23 protein-coding genes and 1 tRNA gene are annotated in these 23,891 nt (G+C 68.6%); 14 read left to right on the top strand and 10 right to left on the bottom strand.

All coding sequences use genetic code 11. The annotated features are described in order from the left end of the window. The first annotated feature begins 215 nt into the window (after nt 1-215). Nucleotides 216-1,073, top strand: coding sequence for a site-specific integrase (locus tag LG391_RS30135; RefSeq protein WP_225772038.1), 858 nt, complete (start codon nt 216-218; stop codon nt 1,071-1,073). 6 nt (nt 1,074-1,079) lie between these two features. Then, complete coding sequence (locus LG391_RS30130; protein WP_225772036.1) at nt 1,080-2,306, top strand: IS91 family transposase; 1,227 nt, start codon at nt 1,080-1,082, stop codon at nt 2,304-2,306. An 812-nt stretch (nt 2,307-3,118) separates the two neighbouring features. Here LG391_RS30130 and LG391_RS30125 read toward each other — a convergent pair. The 7 genes from LG391_RS30125 to LG391_RS30095 all read right to left on the bottom strand — a co-directional run bounded on the left by LG391_RS30125 (nt 3,119) and on the right by LG391_RS30095 (nt 10,606). Beyond that, nucleotides 3,119-5,050 carry an ATP-binding protein gene (locus LG391_RS30125; RefSeq protein ID WP_225772034.1) on the bottom strand — a complete coding sequence of 644 codons (1,932 nt, stop codon included), beginning with the start codon at nt 5,048-5,050 and terminating at the stop codon, nt 3,119-3,121. A 393-nt stretch (nt 5,051-5,443) separates the two neighbouring features. Further along, on the bottom strand, nt 5,444-6,211 hold the full coding sequence (locus tag LG391_RS30120; protein ID WP_225772032.1) for a hypothetical protein: 768 nt from the start codon (nt 6,209-6,211) through the stop codon (nt 5,444-5,446). A gap of 337 nt (nt 6,212-6,548) precedes the next feature. Continuing rightward, on the bottom strand, nt 6,549-8,495 hold the full coding sequence (locus tag LG391_RS30115; RefSeq protein ID WP_225772030.1) for a ParB/RepB/Spo0J family partition protein: 1,947 nt from the start codon (nt 8,493-8,495) through the stop codon (nt 6,549-6,551). Between the two features lie 366 nt (nt 8,496-8,861). Continuing rightward, entirely contained in the window at nt 8,862-9,212 is a 351-nt protein-coding gene (locus tag LG391_RS30110) for a DUF2958 domain-containing protein (RefSeq protein ID WP_225772029.1), read from the bottom strand. A 298-nt stretch (nt 9,213-9,510) separates the two neighbouring features. Further along, nucleotides 9,511-9,939, bottom strand: coding sequence for a type II toxin-antitoxin system VapC family toxin (locus LG391_RS30105; protein WP_225772027.1), 429 nt, complete (start codon nt 9,937-9,939; stop codon nt 9,511-9,513). Beyond that, a complete protein-coding gene (locus tag LG391_RS30100) occupies nt 9,939-10,241 on the bottom strand; it encodes a hypothetical protein (RefSeq protein WP_225772025.1) in 303 nt (100 codons plus the stop codon). Before LG391_RS30100 ends, LG391_RS30105 begins: the two co-directional genes overlap by 1 nt. 290 nt (nt 10,242-10,531) lie before the next feature. Beyond that, nucleotides 10,532-10,606, bottom strand: a tRNA-Gly gene (locus LG391_RS30095). Nucleotides 10,607-10,774: 168 nt separating this feature from the next. On the opposite strand from LG391_RS30095, the gene LG391_RS30090 reads away from it, so the two are divergent. Genes LG391_RS30090 through LG391_RS30065 form a run of 6 tightly spaced genes read left to right on the top strand, consistent with a single transcriptional unit; the run spans nt 10,775 to nt 14,947 of the window. Further along, nucleotides 10,775-11,389: a prolyl-tRNA synthetase associated domain-containing protein gene (locus LG391_RS30090; protein WP_225772023.1), complete on the top strand. Its 615-nt coding sequence runs from the start codon at nt 10,775-10,777 to the stop codon at nt 11,387-11,389. A gap of 60 nt (nt 11,390-11,449) precedes the next feature. Continuing rightward, the gene (gene trxA / locus LG391_RS30085) at nt 11,450-12,367 is read left to right on the top strand and encodes a thioredoxin (RefSeq protein WP_225772021.1); all 918 of its coding nucleotides are present in this window, start codon (nt 11,450-11,452) and stop codon (nt 12,365-12,367) included. 13 nt (nt 12,368-12,380) lie between these two features. Then, on the top strand, nt 12,381-13,040 hold the full coding sequence (locus LG391_RS30080; protein ID WP_225772019.1) for an LON peptidase substrate-binding domain-containing protein: 660 nt from the start codon (nt 12,381-12,383) through the stop codon (nt 13,038-13,040). Between the two features lie 27 nt (nt 13,041-13,067). Beyond that, nucleotides 13,068-13,316, top strand: a complete 249-nt coding sequence (locus LG391_RS30075) for a Trm112 family protein (protein ID WP_225772016.1) — start codon at nt 13,068-13,070, stop codon at nt 13,314-13,316. A 4-nt stretch (nt 13,317-13,320) separates the two neighbouring features. Next, nucleotides 13,321-13,710 carry a gamma-butyrobetaine hydroxylase-like domain-containing protein gene (locus LG391_RS30070; protein ID WP_374200805.1) on the top strand — a complete coding sequence of 130 codons (390 nt, stop codon included), beginning with the start codon at nt 13,321-13,323 and terminating at the stop codon, nt 13,708-13,710. Continuing rightward, nucleotides 13,700-14,947, top strand: coding sequence for an adenylate/guanylate cyclase domain-containing protein (locus tag LG391_RS30065; protein ID WP_225772015.1), 1,248 nt, complete (start codon nt 13,700-13,702; stop codon nt 14,945-14,947). The genes LG391_RS30070 and LG391_RS30065 overlap by 11 nt, the downstream gene beginning before the upstream one ends. Here the strand turns inward: LG391_RS30065 and LG391_RS30060 are convergent. Both LG391_RS30060 and LG391_RS30055 read right to left on the bottom strand, forming a co-directional pair. Next, on the bottom strand, nt 14,944-15,744 hold the full coding sequence (locus LG391_RS30060) for a creatininase family protein (RefSeq protein WP_225772012.1): 801 nt from the start codon (nt 15,742-15,744) through the stop codon (nt 14,944-14,946). The two genes, LG391_RS30065 and LG391_RS30060, sit on opposite strands and share 4 nt — an antisense overlap. A 145-nt stretch (nt 15,745-15,889) precedes the next feature. Beyond that, nucleotides 15,890-16,291, bottom strand: a complete 402-nt coding sequence (locus tag LG391_RS30055) for a RidA family protein (protein WP_225772010.1) — start codon at nt 16,289-16,291, stop codon at nt 15,890-15,892. A gap of 282 nt (nt 16,292-16,573) precedes the next feature. Between LG391_RS30055 and LG391_RS30050 the strand changes: the two genes are divergently transcribed. From LG391_RS30050 to LG391_RS30025, 6 genes are all read left to right on the top strand, one after another. Then, nucleotides 16,574-17,596, top strand: coding sequence for an ABC transporter substrate-binding protein (locus LG391_RS30050; protein WP_225772008.1), 1,023 nt, complete (start codon nt 16,574-16,576; stop codon nt 17,594-17,596). A 118-nt stretch (nt 17,597-17,714) separates the two neighbouring features. After that, nucleotides 17,715-18,419 carry an ABC transporter ATP-binding protein gene (locus LG391_RS30045; RefSeq protein WP_374200807.1) on the top strand — a complete coding sequence of 235 codons (705 nt, stop codon included), beginning with the start codon at nt 17,715-17,717 and terminating at the stop codon, nt 18,417-18,419. Continuing rightward, nucleotides 18,416-19,282 carry an ABC transporter permease gene (locus LG391_RS30040; RefSeq protein ID WP_225772004.1) on the top strand — a complete coding sequence of 289 codons (867 nt, stop codon included), beginning with the start codon at nt 18,416-18,418 and terminating at the stop codon, nt 19,280-19,282. The genes LG391_RS30045 and LG391_RS30040 overlap by 4 nt, the downstream gene beginning before the upstream one ends. Before the next feature lie 2 nt (nt 19,283-19,284). Further along, entirely contained in the window at nt 19,285-20,622 is a 1,338-nt protein-coding gene (locus LG391_RS30035; protein WP_225772002.1) for a cytosine deaminase, read from the top strand. Then, the gene (locus tag LG391_RS30030) at nt 20,619-22,025 is read left to right on the top strand and encodes an FAD-binding oxidoreductase (protein WP_225772000.1); all 1,407 of its coding nucleotides are present in this window, start codon (nt 20,619-20,621) and stop codon (nt 22,023-22,025) included. Before LG391_RS30035 ends, LG391_RS30030 begins: the two co-directional genes overlap by 4 nt. A gap of 197 nt (nt 22,026-22,222) precedes the next feature. Next, nucleotides 22,223-22,804 carry an NAD(P)H-dependent oxidoreductase gene (locus tag LG391_RS30025; protein WP_225771998.1) on the top strand — a complete coding sequence of 194 codons (582 nt, stop codon included), beginning with the start codon at nt 22,223-22,225 and terminating at the stop codon, nt 22,802-22,804. Between the two features lie 4 nt (nt 22,805-22,808). Here the strand turns inward: LG391_RS30025 and LG391_RS30020 are convergent, their stop codons facing one another. Then, nucleotides 22,809-23,882: a hybrid-cluster NAD(P)-dependent oxidoreductase gene (locus tag LG391_RS30020; protein WP_225771996.1), complete on the bottom strand. Its 1,074-nt coding sequence runs from the start codon at nt 23,880-23,882 to the stop codon at nt 22,809-22,811. Nucleotides 23,883-23,891 lie beyond the last annotated feature (9 nt).

The raw sequence follows: 23,891 nt of genomic DNA, 5'->3' as shown, positions 1-23,891 counted from the left end.
ATGGCACAGCCGGTGAAGGGCTGGATGTCAGGCCTTCCACTCGCATCATCACCGTCCGGGCTGAGACTGCTAGAAGCAGGCTGAGAAGCGCCATTGGACGAAGCCGCTGCCGCGGCATGGGCGTGCGGCGTGGGCGGAGAGTTGAGCCGGCCTGGGCGCTGATCGCGGGTCCTGTCTGAATCAGGGGTCCATCCCTCTGCAGACAGGAGAGTTCGATGAGCTCTGCGCCGATGAGCCCGCTGCGCCAGCGGATGATCGAGGACATGCGCATCCGCCAGTTCGGGCCGAAGACCCAGCACGACTACGTCCGGGTGGTGGCCGACTTCGCCCGGTTCCTGGGCCGCTCGCCGGACCGGGCCGAGCCGGAGGACCTGCGGCGATACCAGCTGCATCTGGCGGCCCAGGGCGCCTCGCCCGGCAGGATGAACCTCGCGGTCTCGGCGCTGCGGTTCTTCTGCAAGGTCACGCTCGGCCGGCCGGCGTTCGGTGAGCGGCTGGCGACGGTGCGCACGGGCGAGCGGCTGCCGGTCGTGCTCAGCCCCGAGGAGGTGGCGCTGCTGCTGCACTGCGCCCCCGGCCTGAAGCACAAGGCGGCGCTCAGCGTCGCCTATGGCTGCGGCCTGCGCGCCTCGGAGATCGTGCATCTCAAGGTCTCCGACATCGACTCCGCCCGCATGCTGGTCCGGGTCGAGCAGGGCAAGGGCCGCAAGGACCGCTACGTCATGCTCGCGCCCGACCTGCTGGACCTGCTGCGGGCCTGGTGGCGGGAGGCCCGGCCCCGGGGCTGGCTGTTCCCCGGCCGCGATCCGGCCCAGCCGCTCACCACCCGTCAGCTCAACCGTGCCTGCCATGCCGCGGCGGCGACGGCGGCGCTCGACAAGCGGGTCTCGCTGCACACCTTGCGCCACTCCTTCGCCACCCATCTGCTCGAGCGCAAGACCGACATCCGCGTCATCCAGGTTCTGCTCGGCCACAAGAAGCTCGACACCACCGCGCTCTACACCCGGGTGGCGCTGAAGACGCTCGGCGCGGTGCAGAGCCCGCTGGCCCATCTCCGGCCGCCGCCGGCCTGACCGGCCGTGCCGCGGCCAGCCCTGGAGCTGGCCGACATCCTGCGCGCCCATGGCGAGGCCTTCCGCCGCGCCCATGCCGGCCATCTGAGCCTCGGCCAGCTCAAGGTCATGTCGGCCATCGAGGCCTGCCGCACCGCCGCCCTCGGCGGCCACGTCGCCCGCTGCGACGACTGCCGGCACCTGGCGGTCAGCTACAACTCCTGCCGCAACCGCCACTGCCCCAAATGCCAGGGTTCGGCAGCCCAGGCCTGGCTCGCCGAGCGCGAGGCCGACCTGCTGCCGGTGCCGTACTTCCACGTCGTCTTCACCCTGCCGGCTCCGCTCGCCGCCATCGCCTTCCACAACAAGGCCGTGGTCTACGACCTGCTGTTCAAGGCTGCCGCCGAGACCCTGCAGACCATCGCCGCCGATCCCAGGCACCTGGGGGCGCGCATCGGCCTGGTCGCGGTGCTGCATACCTGGGGCTCGGCGCTGACCCACCATCCCCACGTCCACTGCATCGTCCCCGGCGGCGGGCTCTCGCCCGACAGCGAGCGCTGGGTCGCCTGCCGACCGGGCTTCTTCCTGCCTGTCCGCGTGCTCTCGCGCCTGTTCCGCCGGCTCTTCCTGGAGAGGCTCGCCGCCGCCCACGCCCAGGGCCGGCTCGCCTTCTTCGGCGACCTCGCCCACCTCACGGCCTCCGCGGCCTTCGCTGCCCACCTGGCGCCGCTGCGCCGGGCCGAATGGGTCGTCTTCGCCAAGCCGCCCTTCGGCGGGCCGGCCGCCGTCCTCGCCTATCTCGCCCGCTACACCCACCGCGTCGCCATCGCCAACAGCCGTCTCGTCAGCCTGGACGACCATGCCGTCCGCTTCCGCTGGAAGGACTACCGCGCCGCCGACCCCGCCACCGGCGCGACCAAGCTCAAGACCATGAGCCTCAGTCCCGACGAGTTCCTGCGCCGCTTCCTGCTGCACGTCCTGCCCCCGGGCTTCCACCGCATCCGCCACTACGGCCTCCTGGCGAAGGGCTCCCACGCCGTCGACCTCGACCACCTCCGGGCCCTGATCGCCGAACAGGCCGGCAACGAGCCCGCCGCGCCGGCCGACGACGCCCCCGAACCAGCCGAGCCGGAGGTCATGGCCCTGCCGACCTGCCCCTGCTGTGGCGGACGCATGCGCATCATCGAGCGCTTCGGTCACGGCCGCGCGCCGCGCATCGCCGCCGGCCTCCCTCTCTGGTTCGACACCTCATGAATGCCGCCGCGCCGACACGCCCGAGCCTGCGACGCCGTCACCCTTCGGCCACGGCTCCGGCCCGGCTGCGCCTCACGCCACCGACAGCCTCTGAACCCGTCGGTCTCTCGGCCCCGCCCCCGGCTCAACCCGCGCCGCGACCGCTCCGGGCGCCCCCGGCCGGCGCTGGCCGCCCCCGTCATCGCCCGCCCGCCCACCGCTCGGGACCCGGCGCGAGACGCAATCCCCATAGTCCCGCCTCAACCGGCCGGCACCGCTCGGGCTGACCGCGGCTTCCTCCCCTGAAGGCCTTCGGACGCCGGCCCCGCTCCCGGCACAACCTCCCGCGCCAGGGCCGGCATCCGAAGCCCTAAACATTTGCGGTCACCCCACCGCCGTCCCAACTCCGGACGTACCCAAACTCAACGGATTCAGCAATTTACGGGCAGGTGGGTGGTCTTGGTTGCGCCCAAAGCGGTCATTGAGGCGGTATCCCGATTGCGGACACAGAGGGCTGTTGGTCGCAAGCCGTCTCGTCTGCCACCACTGATGGCGATCGCCGTCTTCGTTGGTGATCGCGTTCCTAATCCCGTGAACCCTCGCCGATCGGATGGTGGCGGCTCTGGGTGCGGAATGCCGATTTTGTGAAGCCGAAAGCCCTCTGGCCCTCACGGACCTCGTAATCACATCCCTTCGCCCTTTGCCAATGCCTGGGCCTTGCAGATCAACCCGAAGCTATACTCATTGCCACCCAGTAGACATTCCGACGCGCATGGTCCAGTCGGCCCACAGCGAGGCGACATAGTGGCTGCGGCAATGAAATTTGGTTCGGCTTACCGCGTGAGATCCAAGGCGCCTTGACGCGGGGTTGGTTGATTCAGGAATGCCGCGCCATCTATCCCGTGTTCTCTAAGGAACGGCGCCTCAATGAGCTTGCTCCGCAGGCCAAGCATCCGAGCCTCAGCGCGCCTAATGAAGGCGTTGTATAGAAGAGGTTGAATAACAACGCGACCGTCCCACTCCCTGCGCTCTCCTGATTCTGCCACTTCAATCTGGGACCCGAGTACAAAGCAGTCCACATTGGTGAGCCGAGTGACATAGCCTCGATGGATCAATTCCTTAACGTATTTCCAGGCTTGATCCTTTTGCTGGCTGCCTATGGGGACACCGGGCCGTTTGATTTCCGCAATGACCAGCCGTGCCACACCGCTCACCTCATGACGCTCGTCGTAGGAGTCTCGGCTGTACAGGCCGACCGATCCGTCCGGCAGCATCACGAAGTCGGGTCGGAGAAGGCTACCTTGGTCCTTGGCCCCAAAGATCTCTCGGATAACCGTGGTCATGCCCCGGTTGCTGGTAAATTCGAGCGACTCGAACTCCGGCCCAAAAACCCAAAGGCTCTTCTCAAGCAGAGGTTGGAGATCTCGTACCTCGTCAGATGCTTCGCTCCGAAGTTTACGATCCAATTCCTCGACAAGCTTGAGCCTTGTTTGTATCTCGTCCAAAGCATCCTTTGCCAGAGCCACTGTCCAGTCTTCCAGAATCTTATGCAGCGCATCCAGATCTCCAGGTGGCAGCTCCTGCAGCTTCCCGATTAGCGCATACTTGCTTGTCGACAGCTCAAGATTCGCAAGAACTTCTGCGACTTGCTTGATCTCGTCCGGTGTGATGCTTGGACAGGTGTCCACCACGGCATCTACAAAGCCGTCCCAGCGAGCGCGCCCGCCAGGAGGTAACCGAACTACCGTGTCTGCAAGGCTCTCTCTGACGCTCTCCTTGGTCTCCTGCCGCTTCGCCGCCGTGAACGTTGCGAGGAAGTCACGGATGGCATCATGAACCGCCGTCCTCGCCGCCCTCCAGGCAGCGCTCTGCGGATCAAAAGCGGTCCAATCCGGGAGGACCGAATCCTCAAGGAAATCAGCTGTGACGATCACCTGAAACCGCTTCGCTTCACTCTTTCGCCCATCCAGGACCCGCTCCTGGTCGAACGCCACCCACCCAGGCGTTCCGACCAAGCGATTGATTACGCGCCATGCGATTCCATGCTGTTGGGTTGTACGATCGGCTTTCACTGTGTCGACGAAGATCAAGTGCGCCGATCCAAACGGTGACACGTCGACATCCACCTCCTTGAGCCTCAGCCTCGGGACGTCATCGAAGGTGACCACCACGCTGTCCACTGAAACTCTGAAGTTCGGGTCGGCAAGGAACCGTGTCCCGAGCACCTCCCTGGCTTCTTCCGCCGACATCGCCACCCCATCCGAGATGGAGGTGGCCGATATGACTGTGCCGTGCCCGTCGACACCTTCTCGCTTGTTGAGGAGCATGATCTCAAACGGACTGGTCGTGCCGCGCCGCACCTCGAAGGTGACTTCGATGCCGTCTCGCCAAGTACGCACGGTGTAGGGATCGGAGAAGCGAAATGCCGCGTGTCGGCCACGCCCGTTCCGACCGTATGCTTTGCGCGGCGGGAACTCCTCTAGTTCCGTCGGCGGGGTGACGGTCCCTCCTTCTTCCGCAATTCGGTTATAGTCGAGCTTCCGCCATCGGCGCTCGAACATTTGGGCTGTCATGCCCTTGCCATTGTCGGCGATCGAAAACTGAGTCCCGCTCTTCCGGTTGGGCCAAGTAATCTCGACCGCGGAGGCGTATGCATCCCAGGCATTGGCCACCAGCTCGACAATGGCCACTGCGGGGTCGGAGATTATAGCCCCTGCATGTTTGTCAAGGAATCGCTGATCAAAAAGGACTTCTTGCTGTGCCATACCCGTTCCCCAAATGAGCGTATTTAATCCTGCGCTTAGCGGTTCGTCCATCAGGTATCGCCGTCGGTTCTCCGAAGTGGACATGGATCAAGGCGGGGGAATTCGACACTATGCCGGCCCGGCCAATCTGACGCGGCCTCTTCTCGGCCGTAGCCAAGCTGGAGCGCGCCAGGAGCAGGTCGTTGTGCCCATGCCTCCGGACGGACGATGGCTCGGCTACCAGAAGCGGGAATTTCGGTGAGAGTGCACTTTTAGGGTCTCGCCATTGCTGGGGTTAGCGCGATCATACACTAGGGTCGACCGGCGAGTACCTAGCCGTCGATCAGCCTCGCTCACTCGCTCACTCGCTCACTCGCTTATGGACTTATGGAGTGGTGTCAAAATTGTGCGCTGTCACCGAAATTTTCCGAGAGTAGTGTCGCGTCGGGTTTCAAGATTAATAAGGGTCTGCATGTCCCCTGGCCCCGCGTAGGACCTCTTATTACCAAAAATAATTTCCAGCCTCGACAGCCAAGCCTCTCGCAATCTTACAATAAATTCATGCAATTCTGGTGTTATTGTTCGGCGACCAATAACAATCCAGTAGTCCACCCGGTGGGATGAACCAGGAAAGGCGGCGGCTAGGTTGCCCGAGAACAAGATTGCGATGTCGATGCTCGAGTAATCGGGCTTAGCCAATATTTCATTCACGAGCGCTGCCATGTGCGCGGGATCGAGCGCGGAATGGTTGTCGTTCGCGAGCAGGAGGAAGCCGATTGGCTCGGAAATATCGAGCGGGCCAACGGTATTTTCGATCTGCACCGCAGCCTTTTTCACCACGCGCTCGACGGGAACCCGGTAAAGGCCCGCTATCTTGCGCACGTGCTCCTCCGAGAAGCCGGCTGTAGTCATATGGACGTCGCCAAAAGCCACCACTGGTGCTCTTCCGGCGACTAATTCCTCAACGTACAATTCCGATGCCTTCTCGATAATTCGCGCGTCGTTGATTTGATCCTTGTCCAAGCATTTTAATTCGGCGACGACGGAGTCGGCAGGGAATGCGAAGTCAGCATTAGGGTGTCCAGGCGACATGCCCAATAACTCGGTGACGCGGAAGCCACCGATCGACCTGATGGCTTCCGCGAACTCGTCCTCGACATTGAACTTCGGCTGTTCGTTCATGGGCTCACCTCGACTAGCTTATTCCTAATCCCTGAAATGGGGACGAACCGGCCTCCGCCTTTGGGCCCGGTTTCGAGAGCCGCTGCAACGACAGGCAATGTCCGGTTCGGAGCATCCTGAACCGGTTTCGAATGACAGCAAAGGGGACGAACCAGCCCCTGCCTTGACGGCCGGTTTCGGGATCCGCCGCAGCGCCGGCAGACGTCCGGTTCGGAGCGCTACGGACAGCCTCAGAATGGCGGCAATGGGGACAAACCGGCCCATTGCAGGCGGACCGTTCCTGACACGAAATGCATCTCGAAAGAAGGCGGGGCCGCTCGGCGGCCCCGGTATGTTTCTATTCAGCGGCGTGCGCGTATCGTTCGCCATCGGCTGGGCCGACGCTCCCGCTCGGCACCGCCTCGGGCGCCCGCAGTTGCACGGGCAACCAGCCGGTTCCGGTCAGAAGCTGTTCCGCGGCCTCTATCATCTCCTGCTTCTTCATGCCGACCATCCGATCGGCCGCTTCATCCGAAACGCCCTCGCGCACGGCGGCAAGGATGTGCGCTTTCGTGACCCGCCCGAAGTAGCTCCGCGCCGTCGGCGACCAATACGCCAACATATCGAGAGCCAGCGCCTGAGCCAATCCATCCGCCATCGCCAGCGCCTTCGGCCGCGGATCCCAGGGGATGCGCACCGCGAACACGGTCAGGGCCGCGCAATGCGCAAGCAGGGCCATCCGGCTGTCGTGGTCGAGGCCGACGACGAACTCCCACAGATCGGCCACATCCGCCGGCATCTGCGCGGCCCAAGAGGCGTGGCGCTCTCCAAGCTTCTGTGCCGCAGCCGTGTCGGCGATACCGTCCGCATGCCCGCTCAGGAAGGCCGAGTTCGGACGGATGTCGAGGCAGCTACCGTCGTCCTCGCCCCGGTAGAACGTCCGTGCCGCCAACGCATGCGTGACAGCGAGCAGCGCGACGTCCGGGTTCTCGCCGAGGGCGATCCGCAGCCCTAGCGTCCGGTGCGCCGTGAGGTCGCGGACGAGGCTGTCCGACAGCGGCTTGTCGGGGTCGTGATCGCCCTCATTCTCGTCCACCACCGTCTCCGGGTCCGCTCCGTGCATGTCCGCCTCCTCGGCAGCGAGGTCCGCACTCTCCGCCTTCGGCTCATCCTCGGGCCGGACGAAGCCGCGCTCGATCCGGGCGGCGCCGTCATGGCCCAGCACCACGTAGGCCCCGCCCCGCGCGATCGTCTCCGGGTCATAGGCATGCCGCTGCGCCGACAGCCGCTCGATTTCGGCGTTCAGAGCATCGAGACGGGCAGCGACCTCCTCCGGCAGATCGTCGATCCCGTCATACTGCTGGGCCAGTTCGTCCCATTCGGCCGACAGCGCATCGAGCTTCGCCTGATCCTCGGGCGGAAGCTCCACTGGCTGCGGATAGGCCCGGCTCAGGCCGTGGGCATAGGGGTAGTCGATATAGACCTCGACCCATTTCCAGCCCTCGGCCCGAATGTCCTCCGCCACCCGTTCCAGCTTCTCCAGCACCAGCCGGTTGAGCAGGTCGGCGTCCTCGAACCAGCCGCCGCCGTCCTCGGTGAACAGATCGCGGACGATGACTCCACCGGCTTCCTCATAGGCAGCAGCGCCGACGAACACGGCCCGGCGGTCGCGGGCCGAGACATGCCCCTCGGTCAGCATCCGCCGGATGTAGCCGGACTCCCGGTTCCAGGACAGGCGGGCGAAGGCGTCCTCCTGGCGGTCGTGGTCCTCGGTGACGGCGAAGGCCATCAACTGCTCCAGCGCCAGCCCGCCCTCGCGATAGACCTGCATCAGCTTCGGGCTGACGGCGCCGAGCCGCAGCCGCTGCCGCACCACCTGCGGCGTCACGCCGAAGCGGGCGGCGATCTCCTCCGCACCCAAACCGTGCTCGTCCACGAGCCGCTTGAAAGCCTCGAACTGGTCGGCTGGATGCAGGCTCTCGCGCACCACGTTCTCGGCCAGGGACAGTTCCTCGCCCTCCCCTTCGACGATGACGCAGGGGACGGGCGCGGATTTCGGGGCCTGCTTGCGCTTGACCAGCAGCTTGAGCGCGGCGAGGCGCCGGCCGCCGCCGATCACCTCGTACTTGCCGGTCTCAGCTCCTTCCCCGTCCAGCACCGGCCGGACCGACAGGCTCTGCAGCAAGCCGTGCGCGGCGATGCTCGCCGCCAGTTCCTCAATCCCGGCCTCCCGCCCGGTTCGGCGGACGTTGTGCGCCGAGGGCACCAGCTTCGACAGCGGGATATCGCGAATGATCGTCGTCATGGTCGCTCTCCTTTGACAAGACCACCGCGCCTTTCCCCGACACGGCGGGGTGGGCGGCGGAGAGCGGCCGGCAGGCCCGCCGAGGGAGGCGGTCCGCACCCGGTCGGAGCGGTTGTGGCGGTGCGCGGGATGAGCGTCCGGGCCGGAACGGAGTGGAGGACGCGCGTCAGCGCGTTGCGGATCGGCGCGGCGGGCCTACAGGCAAGCGACGCCCACCCCGCGCCGTCGGGGATAGACTTCGAGCGGGACGGTGTGCACAGCGATCACGGCGATGGCTGTACCGTCCCGCTCGCCGCATGGCCTGAGATCCGGAACGGCGGACATGAAAGAAGCGCCCTGCCCGAAGGCGGGGCGCGGACAGGCGCATCAGGCCCGGATGACACCGAGGCGCTGCGCCTCCTCAGCGTATCGGCTCAGCGGCCGGTCGGCCCGGAAGAACAGGTCGCGCTCGACCGGCAGACCGAGCCGGCCGCGAACGGCGACGATCTCGGAGAGCCGGACCGAACCGAGTTCGGGAAAGCCGAGGCCGAGGTCGCAAAGGCCAAATGCGAGGTCCGGGTCGGCCGGATCGAGCTCCGTCAAGAGCCAGGTGGCGCCGGCGTCCGGGGTGAAGAGCTTGACGACGGGATAGGGGTCGATCGTCTCACCGGCCGCGGTGCGGGCGCCGTTGGCGAGGAGTTCGGCACGCTGCGCGTCGGTGATGAGGGGATGGGACATGGTTGCCTCCGTTGCGATCGCCCTCCGATCGAGGGCGAGGAGGCGAAGGGCCGGCGCCAACGGCCGCGGCGTCAGGCCCAACACGGTCCGGTGCGGGCTGGGCTTGACGCCGCGGCAGCGCCGGCCAGCGTCGGAAGCCCGCGACGGGGCGATCATTGAGGCAAGCAGCCCAGTTCACCGAGGCCTGTCGCAAGCTGACCAGAGGCATATGCGGCGAGCCAAGCCGCCGGCAGATGCCGTGAAGAAGAGGCCGTGCGCCGTGTCTCGGCAGCCGCAGCCAGATCCGACGGACCGGTGGTTATTCTGTAGTCCGCAGCGGATTGAGGACCTCGACCCCCGCGAAATCCTTCTCATTGTCGGTCACGACGATGCAGCTGTTCGCCTCGGCGACCGCGGCTATGATGGTGTCGAGCGCGCTGCGCGGCCGCCTCGCGGCCGTGCCTTCGGCCATCAGCCTTGCCCAGATGAGGCCCGCCTTCTCATCGAAGGGGAGGATCCGGCCCGCGAAGAGGGTCGAGGGACCTTCCGGCCCTGCGAACCAAGCCTCGAGCTGATCGCGCTTGCGTCCCGCCGGCTTCTCCAGGATGCCGCGTCGGATTTCGGCCACGGTCAGGGACGCAATGAAGAGATCCTCGTCGACCTGCTCGGCCATCCAGACGACGAGCGCCTCCGGCGGGATCGGCCTGACGATGGCGCTGATGATGTTGGTGTCGAGGAGATAGCGCATCAGAGATTGACTTGGCGTCCTTCCTCACGGGGACGCGGCAGGTCGAGATCCGCTCCGACCAGGGGCGAACGGCGCAGCGCGGCGAGGATGCCGCCCTTGCTCGGCGCCTCGCCGGCGATACCCTGGCTCACCACGGCGCGGAGCCGAGAGGCCTCCGGACCGCCTTCCGCCAGCCGGCGCGCGAGAGACCGGATCAGGTCGCGGTCGGTGTCGAGGCCCAGCACCTCGAAGCGCGCCAGGCCTCGAGCGGTGAGACGGGACCGGTACTCCCGGATGGCGCGACGTTGCGAGTTGCTGGCCACACTTGCTCTCCAGGCAATTTCCCGTAATATATCCAGACCAAACTTGGGATGCAAATGAGCACCGGCGTCGCGTCCTCCGGACGATCGCACGCACGGCTTCTGGACCGAGTTGATGGAGGCAAGATGGCGAGTCGGGCTTGGAGACGACCGGCGTCACAGCGGCATCAGGGTGCGCTGCAACATGCGTCCGGTTGCTTCCCCCCTGCTTCCCCGCTTGGACAAGCGAGGCCGGGGAAGCAGAAAACGCCCATGAGGGCGTTCGCTAAGTCACTGATTTTCCTGGAAGAAACTGGAGCGGGCGAAGGGATTCGAACCCTCGACCCCAACCTTGGCAAGGTTGTGCTCTACCCCTGAGCTACGCCCGCTCTGGCGTCGTCGGCGCCGCAGCGCCCGTCGAGGTGGCGGGTTATATCCGATGCCGCGGGATTTGCAAGCATCTAAATGCGGAAATTTTTCGCGCCGCGCGACACCGCGGCGAAGCGACGGCCGGGGCGGGCTTGGAAGCGCGGCTGCGGGCTCGTATAACACCGCCCATGACCGCGCCCGACAGCACCGCCCCCGAATCGTCCCTGCCCGCCGCCGCAGCCCGCCCCTGCGCGACCTCGGCGGACCTGTTCGCCCGGCTGCGCTCGCTCGGCGTCGAGGTCGCGACGCATGAGCACGAGGCCGTGTTCACGGTCGAGGAATCGCGCCACCTGCGCGGCCTGCTGCCCGGCTGGCACTCCAAGAACCTGTTCCTGCGCAACAAGAAGGGCCAGGAATGGCTCGTCGTCTGCGAGGAGGAGCGCCGCGTCGACCTGAAGGCGCTGGGCGAGCTGCTGGGATCCGGCCGGCTGTCCTTCGGCTCGCCCGACCGGCTGATGGAGGCGCTGGGCGTCACCCCCGGCTCGGTCACGCCCTTCGCCATCATCAACGACGACGCCCGGCGGGTGACGATCGTGCTGGACGCCGACATGATGCGGCACGGCACCCTGCACTTCCATCCGCTGGTCAACACCATGACCACGGCGATCGAGCCGGCCGGCCTGCTGGCCTTCATTGCCAGCTGCGGCCATGAACCCCATATCGTCGATCTCGACTCCGTCACCCTGCCGGCGGAGCCGGCCACCATCACGCCATCGGCGGAGGATGCGCCTGCCGGCGGCTGACGCCGCCGCTTGCCGCCGCCGGCCTTCGGCACAGATCAATACCAGACCTGGGACAACGCCATGGACGCCCTTCTCAATGCCGCTTCCGGCGGCGCCGCACCGGTGATCAAGGACAGCAACACCGCCGGCTTCCGCGCCGACGTGATCGAGGCCTCGATGGAGGTGCCGGTCGTCGTCGACTTCTGGGCCACCTGGTGCGGCCCGTGCAAGACGCTGGGCCCGATCCTGGAGAAGCAGGTCCAGGCCGCCCAGGGCAAGGTCCGGCTGGTCAAGGTCGACATCGACCAGAACCAGGCCCTGGCGGCGCAGCTGCGCATCCAGTCGGTGCCGACGGTCTACGCCTTCTACCAGGGCCGCCCGGTCGACGGCTTCATGGGCGCGGTGCCGGAGAGCCAGGTCAAGAGCTTCATCGACAAGCTGGTGCAGCTGGCCGGGCACGACGCCCACGATCATGTCGACCAGCTGCTGGCCGAGGCCAAGAGCGTGCTCGACAGCGGCAACATCGAGGAGGCGGCCGGCATCTACCAGCATGTCCTGGCGCATGCCCCGGACAGCGCGGCCGCCGCGGCCGGCCTGGCCCGTTGCCTGATCGCGCTGGGCGAGACCGAGCAGGCCAAGCAGTTCCTGGAGAGCCTGAGCCCCGATCTGGCGCGCCATGCGGACGTGCTGGCGGCGAAGAGCGCGCTGGAGCTGGCTGAGCAGAGCGCCGCCGCCATCGCCGGCCTGGCCGGGCTGCGGCAGCGGTTGGAGGCCAACCCGAACGACCATGAGGCCCGCTACGAGCTGTCGACCGCCCTCTACGGCGCCGGCCAGCAGGACGCGGCGGTGGACGAGCTGCTGGAGCTGTTCCGCCGCGACCGCGAGTGGAACGACCAGGCGGCGCGCAAGCAGCTGGTCAAGCTGTTCGAGGCGCTGGGCCCGACCGACCCCCTGACCCTGTCCGGCCGGCGTCGGTTGTCCTCGCTCCTGTTTTCATGAGCCGGATCGAAACATGAAGAGGGGGCCGCGCGCGCCCGCCTTCCAGGACCTCGGCACCGACCTGCCGGTCTTCCCCCTGCCCGGGGTCCTGCTGCTGCCGCGCGGCCTCCTGCCCCTCAACATCTTCGAGCCGCGCTACCTCGCCATGGTCGAGGATGCGCTGGCCGGCGGCCGGATGATCGGCATGATCCAGCCGCGCCCCGGCAACTGGGGCGCGGCGCCGCCGCCGCTTTACGCCGTCGGCTGCGCCGGCCGGATCACCAGCTTCGACGAGACCGATGACGGCCGCTACCTGATCACCCTGACCGGGCTGTGCCGGTTCCGGGTCGAAGAGGAGCTGGAGGAGCGGCGCGGCTATCGCCGGGTGCGGCCGGGCTGGACCGGCTTCGCCGCCGACATGGCCGAGCCGTCTGCGGCGGAGATCGACCGCGCCGGGTTGAACCGGGCCCTGACCGACTATTTCCGTATCGCCGGCCTGTCGGCCGACTGGGAGGCGATCGGCCAGACCCCGGACGAGCGCCTGGTCACTTCGCTGGCCATGATCTGCCCGTTCGAGCCGCAGGAGAAGCAGGCGCTGCTCGAGGCGAAGGATCTCTGCGAGCGCACCCAAGTCATGCTATCGATCATCCGGATGGCGATCCATGGCGGCCATGCCGGCCGCGTGCGCCACTGACGGCCCCTGTTCCCGGACCCCGTGCCCATGAGCGATACATCCGATTCCGGCAGCCCAGCCGGTTCCAGCAGCCCCGCCCCCAGCAGCCCGACGGCGGTCGACCCGCGGCTGCTGGAGATGCTGGTCTGCCCGCTGACCAAGGCGCCGCTGCGCTATGACGCCAAAGCGCAGGAGCTGATCTCGGACCAGGCGCGGCTGGCCTATCCGATCCGCGACGGCATCCCGATCATGCTGATCGACGAGGCCCGGCCGCTCGACCCCGACGCGCGGCGCTGACCCCATGACCGACATGGGCAGCCCGCCTTTGACCGGCAGCGCCGCCCGGCCGGTCGAGATCCGGCTGAAGCGGGCCGAGCGCGTGCTGGAGCTGCGCTTCGACGACGGGCTGCACGTCACCCTGTCGGCCGAGCTGCTGCGGGTCGAGAGCCCGTCGGCCGAGGTCCAGGGCCACGGCCCGTCGCAGAAGACCATCGTCGGCGGCAAGCGCAACGTCGCCATCACCGCGGTCGAGCCGGTCGGCCATTATGCGGTGCGGCTGGTGTTCGACGACGGCCACGACACCGGGATCTATTCCTGGACTTGGCTGCACGAGCTGGCGACCCGGCAGGACGAGCTGTGGCGCGCCTATCTCGCCGCGCTGGAAGCGCGCGGCCTGTCGCGTGATCGATAGGACCGCCGCCGCCCTGGCCCGCCTTCGGCGCTGGCTGGGCAACCAGGCGCTGATGGCCGGGCCGGTGCAGGACGTCGCCTGCGGCTTCGCCGACGGCCTGCTCGAAGCCGGCATCCCGCTGTGGCGGGCCTATCTCTCGGCCACCACCCTGCATCCGGAGATGGAGGCGTTCGGCCTGATCTGGACCCGCGACGGCGTCCGGGAGAGGGAGGAGTACGGCCACGGCTCCTGGGGCAGGATCGCAAGCCCCAGCCCGATCTACGAGGCGGTGCTGGCCGCCCGGGAAGCCGCCGCCGATCCGGCCGCCGCCAAGGCCGAGGACATCGTGCCGCTGACCCGCTACCGGCTGGAACGGGGCGAGGGCGTGGACCGCTTCCCGGTCCTGGCCGAGTTCCGCGATGCCGGCGCCACCGACTATCTCTGCTTCATCATCCCCTTCGGCTTCGACGGCACGCTGCACCCGCTGCGCACCGGCGCCTCGGTGACGCTGGCGACCGACCGGCCCAGCGGCTTCACCGAGGCCGAGGTGCGGGCGCTCGACGACCTGATGCCGGTGTTCGGCGCCGCCATCCGCGCCGGCATCGATCTCTCCGCCTTCCGCACCGTGCTGGGCACCTATCTCGGCCGCGACGTCGGCCGGCGGGTGCTGGACGGCGAGATCCGCCGCGGCTCGGTCGAGACCATCTCGGCCGCGATCCTGGTCGGCGACCTGCGCGGCTTCACTGCCCTGGCCGATGCCCTGCCGCAGGACCAGCTGGTCGCCATGCTGGACGACTATCTCGACGCGCTGGCGACGCCGGTCGAGGCCCGCGGCGGGCAGGTGCTGAAGTTCATGGGTGACGGCCTGCTGGCCACCTTCGCCTTCGCCGAGGCGGATCCGGCGGAGACCTGCGGCCGGACGCTGGCCGCCGCGGCCGAGGCGCTGGAGCGGATCGCCGCGATCAACCTCCGCCGGGCCGAAGCGGGCGCGCCGGTGCTGACGCTGGACGTGGCGCTGCATGTCGGCGACGTGCTGTACGGCAATGTCGGTTCGGGCCAGCGGCTGGACTTCACCATCATCGGCCCGGCGGTGAACGAGGCCGCCCGGCTGGAGACCCTGTGCGGCGCGCTGGGCGTGCCGATGGTGGTCAGCCGCCGCTTCGTCGAGGCGCTGGCGGCGCCGCAGCTGTTCCGCTGCCTCGGCCCGCAGACCCTGCGCGGCGTGCGGGTGCCGGTCGAGGTGTTCACGCCGGCTTAGGCGCCAAGCTCCCACAGCCGCGACAGGTCGAAGCCGTGCACGTCGCGGCACAGGGCGACGAAGGCGGCGGCCTGGTGGTCGACGACCTGGCGCCCCTTCTCCGCCGTGGCGTTGGCGGCGTTGCCGACCGCGCCGCCGGGGTTCAGGTCCTGCGCCATCCAGCCGAACTGCGACACGCCATGCGCCCGCAGATGCGCGAACTCCCGGATGAAGTCCAGCTGGGTCGACCGGAAATCCTCGGCTAGCTCCATCTTCACCAGGTCGGGGCGCAGATGCAGCATCACCGAGGTCTCCATGTCGCCGCCATGGATGCCGTAGGTCGACTCCTCGGGCGGGAACAGCCCGTCCGGGTTGCCGAAGCGCGACCAGGCCGAATGCACCGCCAGCATGCCGTGCCGGACCCTGAGCTCGCGCGCCACCACGTCGAGGATCGGCACGTTGCCGCCGTGGGAGTTGATCAGGATCAGCTTGCGCAGCCCCGCCCGCCGCACGCTCTCGCCGATCTCGATCAGGACTTGCGTCAGCGTCTCCCAGGACAGGGTGAGGGTGCCGGGCGAGGCGATGTGCTCGTTCGACTTGCCGACCGCCTGGGTGGGCAGGAAGGTCACCGGCAGGTCGGCCGGCAGCAGCTGCAGCCCCCGCCGCACCATGCCCTCGGCGATGCAGGTGTCGGTGTAGACCGGCAGGTGCGGCCCATGCTGCTCGATGGCGCAGACCGGCTGCACCGCGATCCAGCCCTCGGATCCCTCCCGGAAGTCGAGCGTCGTCATCTCGTACCAGTAACGCTTCGGCAGCATCGGTGAGTCCTTTCAGGCGGCGGGCATCGGAGGGAAGAGACCGGTCCATCCCTTTGCTGTCATTGCCGGGCTTGACCCGGCAATCCAGAGAGCGTCGACACCTTCTGGATGCCCGGGTCAAGCCCGGGCATGACAACAAAATAGGTCATTCAACGGCCTCTGCCGGCCCAGCGGCGATGACCTCCACCTCGACCAGGAACTCCGGCCGGGAGAAGCCGGAGACGATCATCAGGGTCGAGGCCGGGGGCGGGTCGGCGACGACGCGGTCGCGCACCGCCATGTAGCCCTTCAGATGCTCCCGCCCGGTGACGAAGGCGTTGATCCGGATGATGTGCGACAGGTCCATCCCCGCCGCCGCCAGGATCGCCCGGATGTTCTCGAAGCACAGCTCGGCCTGGCCCTCGACCGTGTCCGGCACCGCCTCGTCCGGGCCGATGCCGAGCTGGCCGGAGCAGACCACCAGGCGGCTGCCCGCCGGCACCTCGACGGCATGGCTGTAGCGGGCGAAGGGCGGCCGGATTCCGGCCGGGGTGATGGGGCGCGACAAGGGGATTCGTCTCCCGGAAAAGGCAGGAAACCGTAGGACCGGCGACGGGCCGGCGCAAGGTTGCCGCGTGCCGGAAAACTGGACTAGGCTGCCCATTCGTTGGGCAACCGGAGGGAAGGGCGTCGGCCGCGGCGCACCGCCGTCCGGCGCCCGGCGGGAACGATACCCCGCGGATCGCCGGCCGGCCGCGGCGCCTCTTCCAATCGGAGGCGGATGGCACGGCCGTTGCTTCCTGTCGTCTTTGGCGCTGCGGCATAAAAAAACGACATAGGGATCGGCTTCATGCAACTTTTCGGACGGGTCCTCGCTCTCGCCCTCGGGCTGACGGCCGCGCTGTCGGTCGGTGCGGCCTCGGCGGCCGACAAGGTCAGCTTCGGCACCAACTGGCTGGCCCAGGCCGAGCACGGCGGCTACTACCAGGCGGTGGCGGACGGCACCTATGCCAAGTTCGGCCTCGATGTCACCATCGTCATGGGCGGGCCGCAGGCGGCCAACCGGGCGCGCCTCGTGGCCGGCCAGATCGACTTCTTCATGGGCGGCACGCTGGACGCCTTCGATTCGGTCAAGGAAGGCGTGCCGGTGATCAACGTCGCCGCCATCTTCCAGAAGGACCCGCAGATCCTGATGGCCCATCCCGACCGGCGGATCGAGACCATCGGCGACCTGGCGAAGCTGGACACGCTGTTCCTGTCCGGCGAGGGCTACGACACCTATTTCCGCTGGCTGAAATCGGCCTATCCCGGCTTCCGGGACGAACAGTACAAGCCCTACACCTTCAACCCCGCCCCCTTCATCGCCGACCCGAGATCCGGCCAGCAGGGCTACCTGACTTCCGAGCCACGGGACATCGAGGCGCAGGCCGGCTGGAAGCCCAAGGTCTTCCTGCTCGCCGACAACGGCTACGAGGCCTATTCGACCACCATCGCGGTGCAGCAGTCGCTGATCGACCAGAACCCGGACCTGGTGCAGCGCTTCGTCGATGCCTCGATCATCGGCTGGTACAACTATCTCTTCGGCGACCCGGCGGCGGCCAACGCCCTGATCAAGAAGGACAATCCGGAGATGACGGACGAGCAGCTGGCCTATGGGCGCGAGCAGCTCAAGGCCCAGCACATCATCATCGCCGGCGACGCCGAGGCCAAGGGCATCGGCTGCCAGAGCGCGGAGCGGTACCAGCGCTTCTACGACAGCATGGTCAAGGCCGGCGTGCTGGAGGCCGGGCTGGACGTGGGCAAGGCCTTCACCAACCGCTTCGTGTGCAAGGGTATCGGCCTCGATGTCTACAAGACGCTGGCCGGCGGCTGAGGTGGATTCGGTCGCCTTGGCCACGCCCGGGCAGAACGCCGCCGAGGGCGGCCGGGTGCTGGTGTCGCTGGACGGGGTGTCGAAGCGCTTCGCCAGCGGCACCCTCGCCCTCTCCGCCATGACGCTCGACATCCGGGAGGGGGAGTTCGTCAGCCTGCTCGGCCCCTCCGGCTGCGGCAAGTCGACGGCGCTGCGGCTGATCGCGGGCCTCGGCGCGCCCTCCGCCGGCGCGATCCGCTGGCCGAACGGGGGCCGCGCCGCGACGGACGGCGAGGTCGGCTTCGTGTTCCAGGAGCCGACGCTGATGCCCTGGGCCACGGTGTTCAGGAATGTCTGGCTGCCGCTGCGGCTGAAGGGCCTGTCGCGGGCGGCGGCGCGCGACCGGGTGATGGAGGCGCTGGCGATGGTCGGGCTCGACCGCTTCGCCGGCGCCTATCCGCGCGAGCTGTCGGGCGGCATGAAGATGCGGGTGTCGATCGCCCGGGCCCTGGTCACACGGCCGAAGCTGCTCTTGATGGACGAGCCCTTTGCGGCCTTGGACGAGATCACCCGGATCAAGCTGAACGACGACCTGCTGCGGCTGTGGCAGGGGCAGAACTGGACTATCGTCTTCGTCACCCATTCGGTGTTCGAATCCGTCTACCTGTCGTCGCGGATCGTGGTGATGGCGGCGCGGCCGGGCCGGGTGATCGAGGAGGTGGCGGTGGACGCCTCCTATCCGCGCGGCAACGAATACCGGATGTCCACGCCCTACAACGAGCGCTGCCGCACCGTGTCGGACGCGCTGATGCGGGCGATCATGGGGGCGGCGGGGCAGCGATGACTGAGATCGAGTTGCAGACCGGCGCGGCCGAGGACGAGGCCGCCATCGCCGAGGCCCGGCGGGCCGACCCCGGCCGCATCCGGGCGCTGGCGGCGCGGATCGCTGTGCCGGTGACCGCCTTCGCCGCCTTCGTGGCGCTGTGGCAGTGGTACGTCACCGCCTATCAGGTGCCGCGCTACATCCTGCCGGCGCCGACCGAGGTGGCGGCCACGATGGTGAGCGACTGGCCGATCCTGTCCTCGGCCCTGGCGGTGACGCTGACCATCACCTTCGCCGCCCTGGCCGCGGCGCTGGTCGGCGGCGTGGCGCTGGCCATCCTGTTCGTCCAGTCGCGCTGGCTGGAGCTGGCCTTCTACCCCTATGCCGTGGTGCTGCAGGTGACGCCGATCGTGGCGATCGCGCCGCTGATCATCATCTACGCGCCGTCGACCGAATCGGTGCTGCTGATCTGCGCCTTCATCGTCGCCTTCTTCCCGATCCTGTCGAACATGACCCAGGGGCTGAAGAGCACCGACCACAACCTGCTGAACCTGTTCGAGCTGTATGGCGCGTCGCGCTGGCAGTCGCTGCTGCATCTGCGCATCCCGGCGTCGCTGCCCTATTTCGCCACCGGCCTGCGCATCGGCGGCGGCCTCGCGCTGATCGGGTCGGTGGTGGCGGAGTTCGCGGCCGGGTCGGCCGGCGCCCAGTCCGGCCTGGCCTTCCGCATCCTGGAGGCCGGGCGCCGGCTGAACGTGCCGCGGCTGTTCGCGGCGCTGATCCTGATCACCCTGACCGGCCTGGCCATCTTCGCCCTGACCAGCCTGGTGTCGCATCTGCTGCTGCGGCGCTGGCATGAAAGCGCGATCCGGCGGGAGAACTGAGCATGCCCGGTTTTGCTGTCCTGCCGGACGCCCGGCGCTACCGGCTGACCAACGCCACCGTGCCGGCCTGCCTGGTCGAGGGCACGGATCTGGCGCCGGACCGCGACGGGCTGGCGCGGGCCGACCTGACCATCGACGGCGGCACGCTGGCCGCGATCCGCCCGGCCGGCGGCCCCGACCCCGACGGCGCGGCGCTGCCGGCGCTGGACCTGGACCGCGGCATGGTGTGGCCGGCCCTGGTCGAGGCGCACACCCATCTCGACAAGGGGCATATCTGGCCGCGCGGGCCGAACCCGGACGGCAGCTTCGACGGTGCGCTCGCCGCCGTGCGGGCGGACCGGGCGGCACACTGGTCGGCGGCGGATGTGCGGGCGCGGATGGAGTTCAGCCTGCGCTGCGCCTTCGCCCACGGCACAAGGCTGATCCGCACCCATATCGACAGCGACCCGCCGCAGCACGGCGTCTCCTGGCCGGTCTTCGCCGCGCTGCGGGACGAATGGGCCGGGCGGATTGAGCTGCAGGGCTCGGCCCTGGTCGGCATCGACCGGGTGCTGGAGGATGCGTATTTCGACGACCTCAGCCGCACCGTGCGCGCCCATGGCGGCATTCTCGGCGCCGTCGCCTATCCGGTGCCGGGGCTGGAGGCCGGCATCGACCGGCTGTTCCGCCATGCGATCGAGCACGGCCTCGACCTCGACGTCCATGCCGACGAGACCGGCGACCCGGCGGTGCGGTCGCTGGCGCTGATCGCCGAGGCCGCGATCCGCCACCGCTTCCGCGGCCGGGTGCTGGTCGGCCATTGCTGCTCCCTGGCCCGGCAGCCGGACGACGTCATTGACCGCACGCTGGACCTGGTGGCCGAGGCCGGCCTCGCCGTGGTGTCGCTGCCGATGTGCAACATGTATCTGCAGGACCGAAAGGCCGGGACCACGCCACGCTGGCGCGGCGTGACGCTGCTGCACGAGATGAAGGCGCGCGGCATTCCCGTCATGGTGTCCTCCGACAACACCCGCGACCCGTTCTACGCCTATGGCGATCTCGACGCGCTTGAGGTCTACGCCCAGGCGACGCGCATCCTGCATCTCGACCACCCGGTCGGCGACTGGCCGCGGGCGGTGACCGCGACCCCGGCCGCCGTGCTGGGCCGGCCCGATCTCGGCCGCCTGGCCGCGGGCGGCGGCGCCGACCTGGTGCTGCTGCGCGCCCGCAGCTGGACCGAGCTGCTGTCCCGCCCCCAGGCCGACCGGATCGTGGTCCGGAACGGCCGGGCGATCGACACCACCCCGCCGGACTACCGCGAGCTGGACGCGCTGCTGGCGCCCGAAGGAGAGCAGGCATGACCGACCTCACGGCGCTGAAGCGCGACCTGGAGGGGCTGCGGGTCACCGACGACCCGGTGCTGGTGAAGCAGAAGAGCCAGGATTTCTTCTGGTACTCGCCGGTGCTGAAGCGGCAGCTGGAGCATGTCACCGGCGACCTCGTCGTCTCCCCGACCTCGGAAGCCGAGGTGGTGCAGGCGCTGAAGGCCGCCTATGCCCATGGCGTGCCGGTGACGCCGCGCGGCGCCGGCACCGGCAATTACGGCCAGGCCATGCCGCTGTCGGGCGGCATGGTGCTGAACCTGGCGCGGATGAACCGGGTCACCGCGATCCGCCCCGGCGCGGTGGCGGCCGAGGCCGGCGCCGTGCTGGCCCAGATGGACGTGCAGACCCGGGCCCGGGTCGGGCAGGAGATGCGGCTGTTCCCCTCCACCTACCGGATGGCGACGATCGGCGGCTTCCTGGCCGGCGGCTCCGGCGGCGTCGGGTCGATCCGCTGGGGCGGCCTGCGCAACCTCGGCAACGTCATGCGGGTGCGGCTCGTGACCATGGAGGCGGAGCCGCGCATCCTCGACCTGACCGGCGAGGACCTGTTGAAGGCGCTGCACGCCTACGGCACCAACGGCATCATCACCGAAGTCGAGATCCCGCTGGCCGCGGCGCCGGAGTGGGTGGACGTCGTCGTCGGCTTCGACGACTGGATGGACGCGGTCCGCTTCTGCGAGGAGATCGGCCGGGCCGACGGGCTGCTGCTGAAGGAGATCGCGCCGGTCGCCGCCCCGGTGCCGCACGACTATTTCCTGAAGCACCGGAAGTTTATCCGCCGCGACCAGTCGGTGGCGCTGCTGATGGTGGCCGACTTCGCCATGGGCGGCTTCGAGGCCTTCATGAAGCGGTCGAAGGGCGAGGTGCTGTTCCGCGCCGACACCGCGACGGACCAGGAGAAGCGCGGCCTGCCGCCGCTCTACGAGCTGACCTGGAACCACACCACGCTGCGGGCGATCAAGATCGATCCGACCATCACCTATCTGCAGGTGCTGTACCCCTTCCCCGACCATCTGCGGCTGGTCGAGGAGATGACCCGGATCTTCGGCGACGAGGTGCCGGGGCATCTCGAGGTGATCCGCTTCGACGGCAACGTTACCTGCTCCGGCCTGCCGATCGTGCGCTTCACCACCGAGGAGCGGCTGGACGAGATCATCCGCATCCACGAGGACCATGGCTGCCTTATCTTCAACCCGCACCGCTACACGCTGGAGGAGGGCGGGATGAAGCGCACCGACGCGGTGCAGCTGGAGTTCAAGCGCGAGACCGACCCGCGCGGCCTGCTGAACCCCGGCAAGATGATCGGCTGGGACGACCCGGATTACGACCTGAACTCCGGCCGCATCTACCTGTTCCCGGGGCTGCAGGCGACGGGGTGAGGATGGTTCGTCCTTATTGGCCGGCGCCGTCCCCCTCACCCTCCCATTCGCCAACGCGAATGGGTCCCTCCCTCTCCCCGAGGAGAGGGGAAGAGACGCGGCACTCGTTCACCTCTCCCCCGGGGAGAGGTCGAAATCGCGCAGCGATTTCGGGTGAGGGGGCGGCTCCGGCCTCTCCGCCCGGCGGAACCTGACCGATGCGCGTGCTGGTGCTGTTCGCGCATCCGGTCGAGACCAGCTTCCACGCCGCGCTGCACCAGGCGATGGTCGACGCGCTGCGTCGGGCCGGGCACGAGGTCGACGACTGCGACCTCTATGCCGCGGGCTTCGATCCGATCCTGACCCGGGAGGAGCGGCTGCAGTACCACGATCTGTCGGCCAACCGCCGGCCGGTGGAATCCCATGTCGACCGGCTGCTGCGGGCCGAGGCGCTGGTGATCATGGCGCCGGTGTGGAATTTCGGCTTCCCGGCGATCCTGAAGGGCTGGTTCGACCGGGTGATGCTGCCCGGCGTGTCCTTTGTCATGCGCGACGGCCGGGCCTATCCGAATCTGCAGCACATCCGGAGTCTGACCGCCGTGGTCTCCTATGGCGGCACGCGCTGGGCGTCGCTGCTGATGGGCGACCCGCCGCGCAAGCTGGTGCGGCGCTGGCTGCGCGGACTGATCCGCCCCTGGGCGCCGGTGCGCTACCTCGCCCTCTACGGCATGAACCGGGCCAGCGACGCCGACCGCAACGCCTTCCTGGCCAAGGTGGTCGCGGCGGCGGAGCGGCTGTAGCCGGCTAAACCTCCACCTCGACCAGCGCGGTCTCGGGCTGGGAACAGCAGGCGAGGATCCAGCCTTCGGCGATCTCGTCGTCGGCGATGCCGCCATTGTGCTCCATCCGCACCTCGCCCTTCAGCTTGCGCACCAGGCAGGTGCCGCAGAGGCCCTGGCGGCAGGCGGTCGGGATGCGCAGGCCGCAGCCCTCCGCCGCCTCCAGCACGGTCTGGCCCGGCAGCACCGCCGCCCTGCGGCCGGAACGGGTGAAGGCTACCTGCATCCCCTCCCCCGCCGGCGCGGGCGGCGGCGCGACCGGGGCCGCGACGGGCACTGGCGCCGGGGTGGCGCCGAAGCTCTCCTCATGCCAGCGCGCCGCTGGCACGCCGAGTTCGCCCGCCACGCGCCTGGCCGCGTCCATGAACCGGTCCGGGCCGCAGCAGAACACCGTCCGCCCGGCCAAATCCGGGCACAGGGCGGACAGCAGCGCCCGCTCCAGCCGGCCGCTGGCCCAGCCCTCGCCCGCCGGCGCGCCGGTGACGACGAAGCGCAGGCGCAGGCCGGACGCCGCCTCGGCCATGTAGCCGAGCTCCGACCGGAACAGCAGGTCCTGCGGCCGCCGGGCGAAATGGACATAGACCACGTCGGTCTGCGGCGCGGTATCGAACAGCCAGCGCGCCATCGACATCATCGGCGTGGCGCCGCTGCCGGCCGACAGGAACAGGTAGCGCTCGGCCGGGTGGTCGAGCAGCGAGAAGCGGCCGGATGGGCCATGCGCCGTCAGCGCGTCGCCGACCTTGAGCCGGTCGAACAGCCAGCGGGTGGCGACGCTGCCCGGCTGCACCTTGGCGGTGATCTTGGCGTGGTGCGGCCGCGACGGGGTCGAGGCCAGGGTGTAGGTGCGCAGCACCGGCTCCGCCCCCACCGGCAGCTCCAGCGTCACGAACTGGCCGGGGCGGTAGGAGAACCAGCTGCCGTCCTCCGCCTCGAAGCGGAAGGTGCGGACGTCCGGCGCCTCCTCGCGGATGCCGATGCAGCGCAGCCGCGCGGTCTTCGCGTTCCACAGCTTCGGCGTGGCGGTCAGAGGGCCGGGCACGTCCCGCCG

The organism is Inquilinus sp. Marseille-Q2685 (assembly GCF_916619195.1).
Lineage (GTDB): Bacteria > Pseudomonadota > Alphaproteobacteria > DSM-16000 > Inquilinaceae > Inquilinus.
This window is presented reverse-complemented; position numbering and strand designations above follow the sequence as displayed.

Excerpts from the sequence above, each read along its gene's own strand:
- LG391_RS30135 (WP_225772038.1), top strand. The coding sequence starts at position 216 with ATGAGCTCTGCGCCGATGAGCCCGCTGCGCCAGCGGATGATCGAGGAC.
- LG391_RS30125 (WP_225772034.1), bottom strand. The coding sequence starts at position 5,050 with ATGGCACAGCAAGAAGTCCTTTTTGATCAGCGATTCCTTGACAAACAT.
- LG391_RS30120 (WP_225772032.1), bottom strand. The coding sequence starts at position 6,211 with ATGAACGAACAGCCGAAGTTCAATGTCGAGGACGAGTTCGCGGAAGCC.
- LG391_RS30115 (WP_225772030.1), bottom strand. The coding sequence starts at position 8,495 with ATGACGACGATCATTCGCGATATCCCGCTGTCGAAGCTGGTGCCCTCG.
- LG391_RS30110 (WP_225772029.1), bottom strand. The coding sequence starts at position 9,212 with ATGTCCCATCCCCTCATCACCGACGCGCAGCGTGCCGAACTCCTCGCC.
- LG391_RS30105 (WP_225772027.1), bottom strand. The coding sequence starts at position 9,939 with ATGCGCTATCTCCTCGACACCAACATCATCAGCGCCATCGTCAGGCCG.
- LG391_RS30090 (WP_225772023.1), top strand. The coding sequence starts at position 10,775 with ATGACCGCGCCCGACAGCACCGCCCCCGAATCGTCCCTGCCCGCCGCC.
- trxA (WP_225772021.1), top strand. The coding sequence starts at position 11,450 with ATGGACGCCCTTCTCAATGCCGCTTCCGGCGGCGCCGCACCGGTGATC.
- LG391_RS30080 (WP_225772019.1), top strand. The coding sequence starts at position 12,381 with ATGAAGAGGGGGCCGCGCGCGCCCGCCTTCCAGGACCTCGGCACCGAC.
- LG391_RS30075 (WP_225772016.1), top strand. The coding sequence starts at position 13,068 with ATGAGCGATACATCCGATTCCGGCAGCCCAGCCGGTTCCAGCAGCCCC.
- LG391_RS30070 (WP_374200805.1), top strand. The coding sequence starts at position 13,321 with ATGACCGACATGGGCAGCCCGCCTTTGACCGGCAGCGCCGCCCGGCCG.
- LG391_RS30060 (WP_225772012.1), bottom strand. The coding sequence starts at position 15,744 with ATGCTGCCGAAGCGTTACTGGTACGAGATGACGACGCTCGACTTCCGG.
- LG391_RS30050 (WP_225772008.1), top strand. The coding sequence starts at position 16,574 with ATGCAACTTTTCGGACGGGTCCTCGCTCTCGCCCTCGGGCTGACGGCC.
- LG391_RS30045 (WP_374200807.1), top strand. The coding sequence starts at position 17,715 with ATGACGCTCGACATCCGGGAGGGGGAGTTCGTCAGCCTGCTCGGCCCC.
- LG391_RS30040 (WP_225772004.1), top strand. The coding sequence starts at position 18,416 with ATGACTGAGATCGAGTTGCAGACCGGCGCGGCCGAGGACGAGGCCGCC.
- LG391_RS30035 (WP_225772002.1), top strand. The coding sequence starts at position 19,285 with ATGCCCGGTTTTGCTGTCCTGCCGGACGCCCGGCGCTACCGGCTGACC.
- LG391_RS30030 (WP_225772000.1), top strand. The coding sequence starts at position 20,619 with ATGACCGACCTCACGGCGCTGAAGCGCGACCTGGAGGGGCTGCGGGTC.
- LG391_RS30025 (WP_225771998.1), top strand. The coding sequence starts at position 22,223 with ATGCGCGTGCTGGTGCTGTTCGCGCATCCGGTCGAGACCAGCTTCCAC.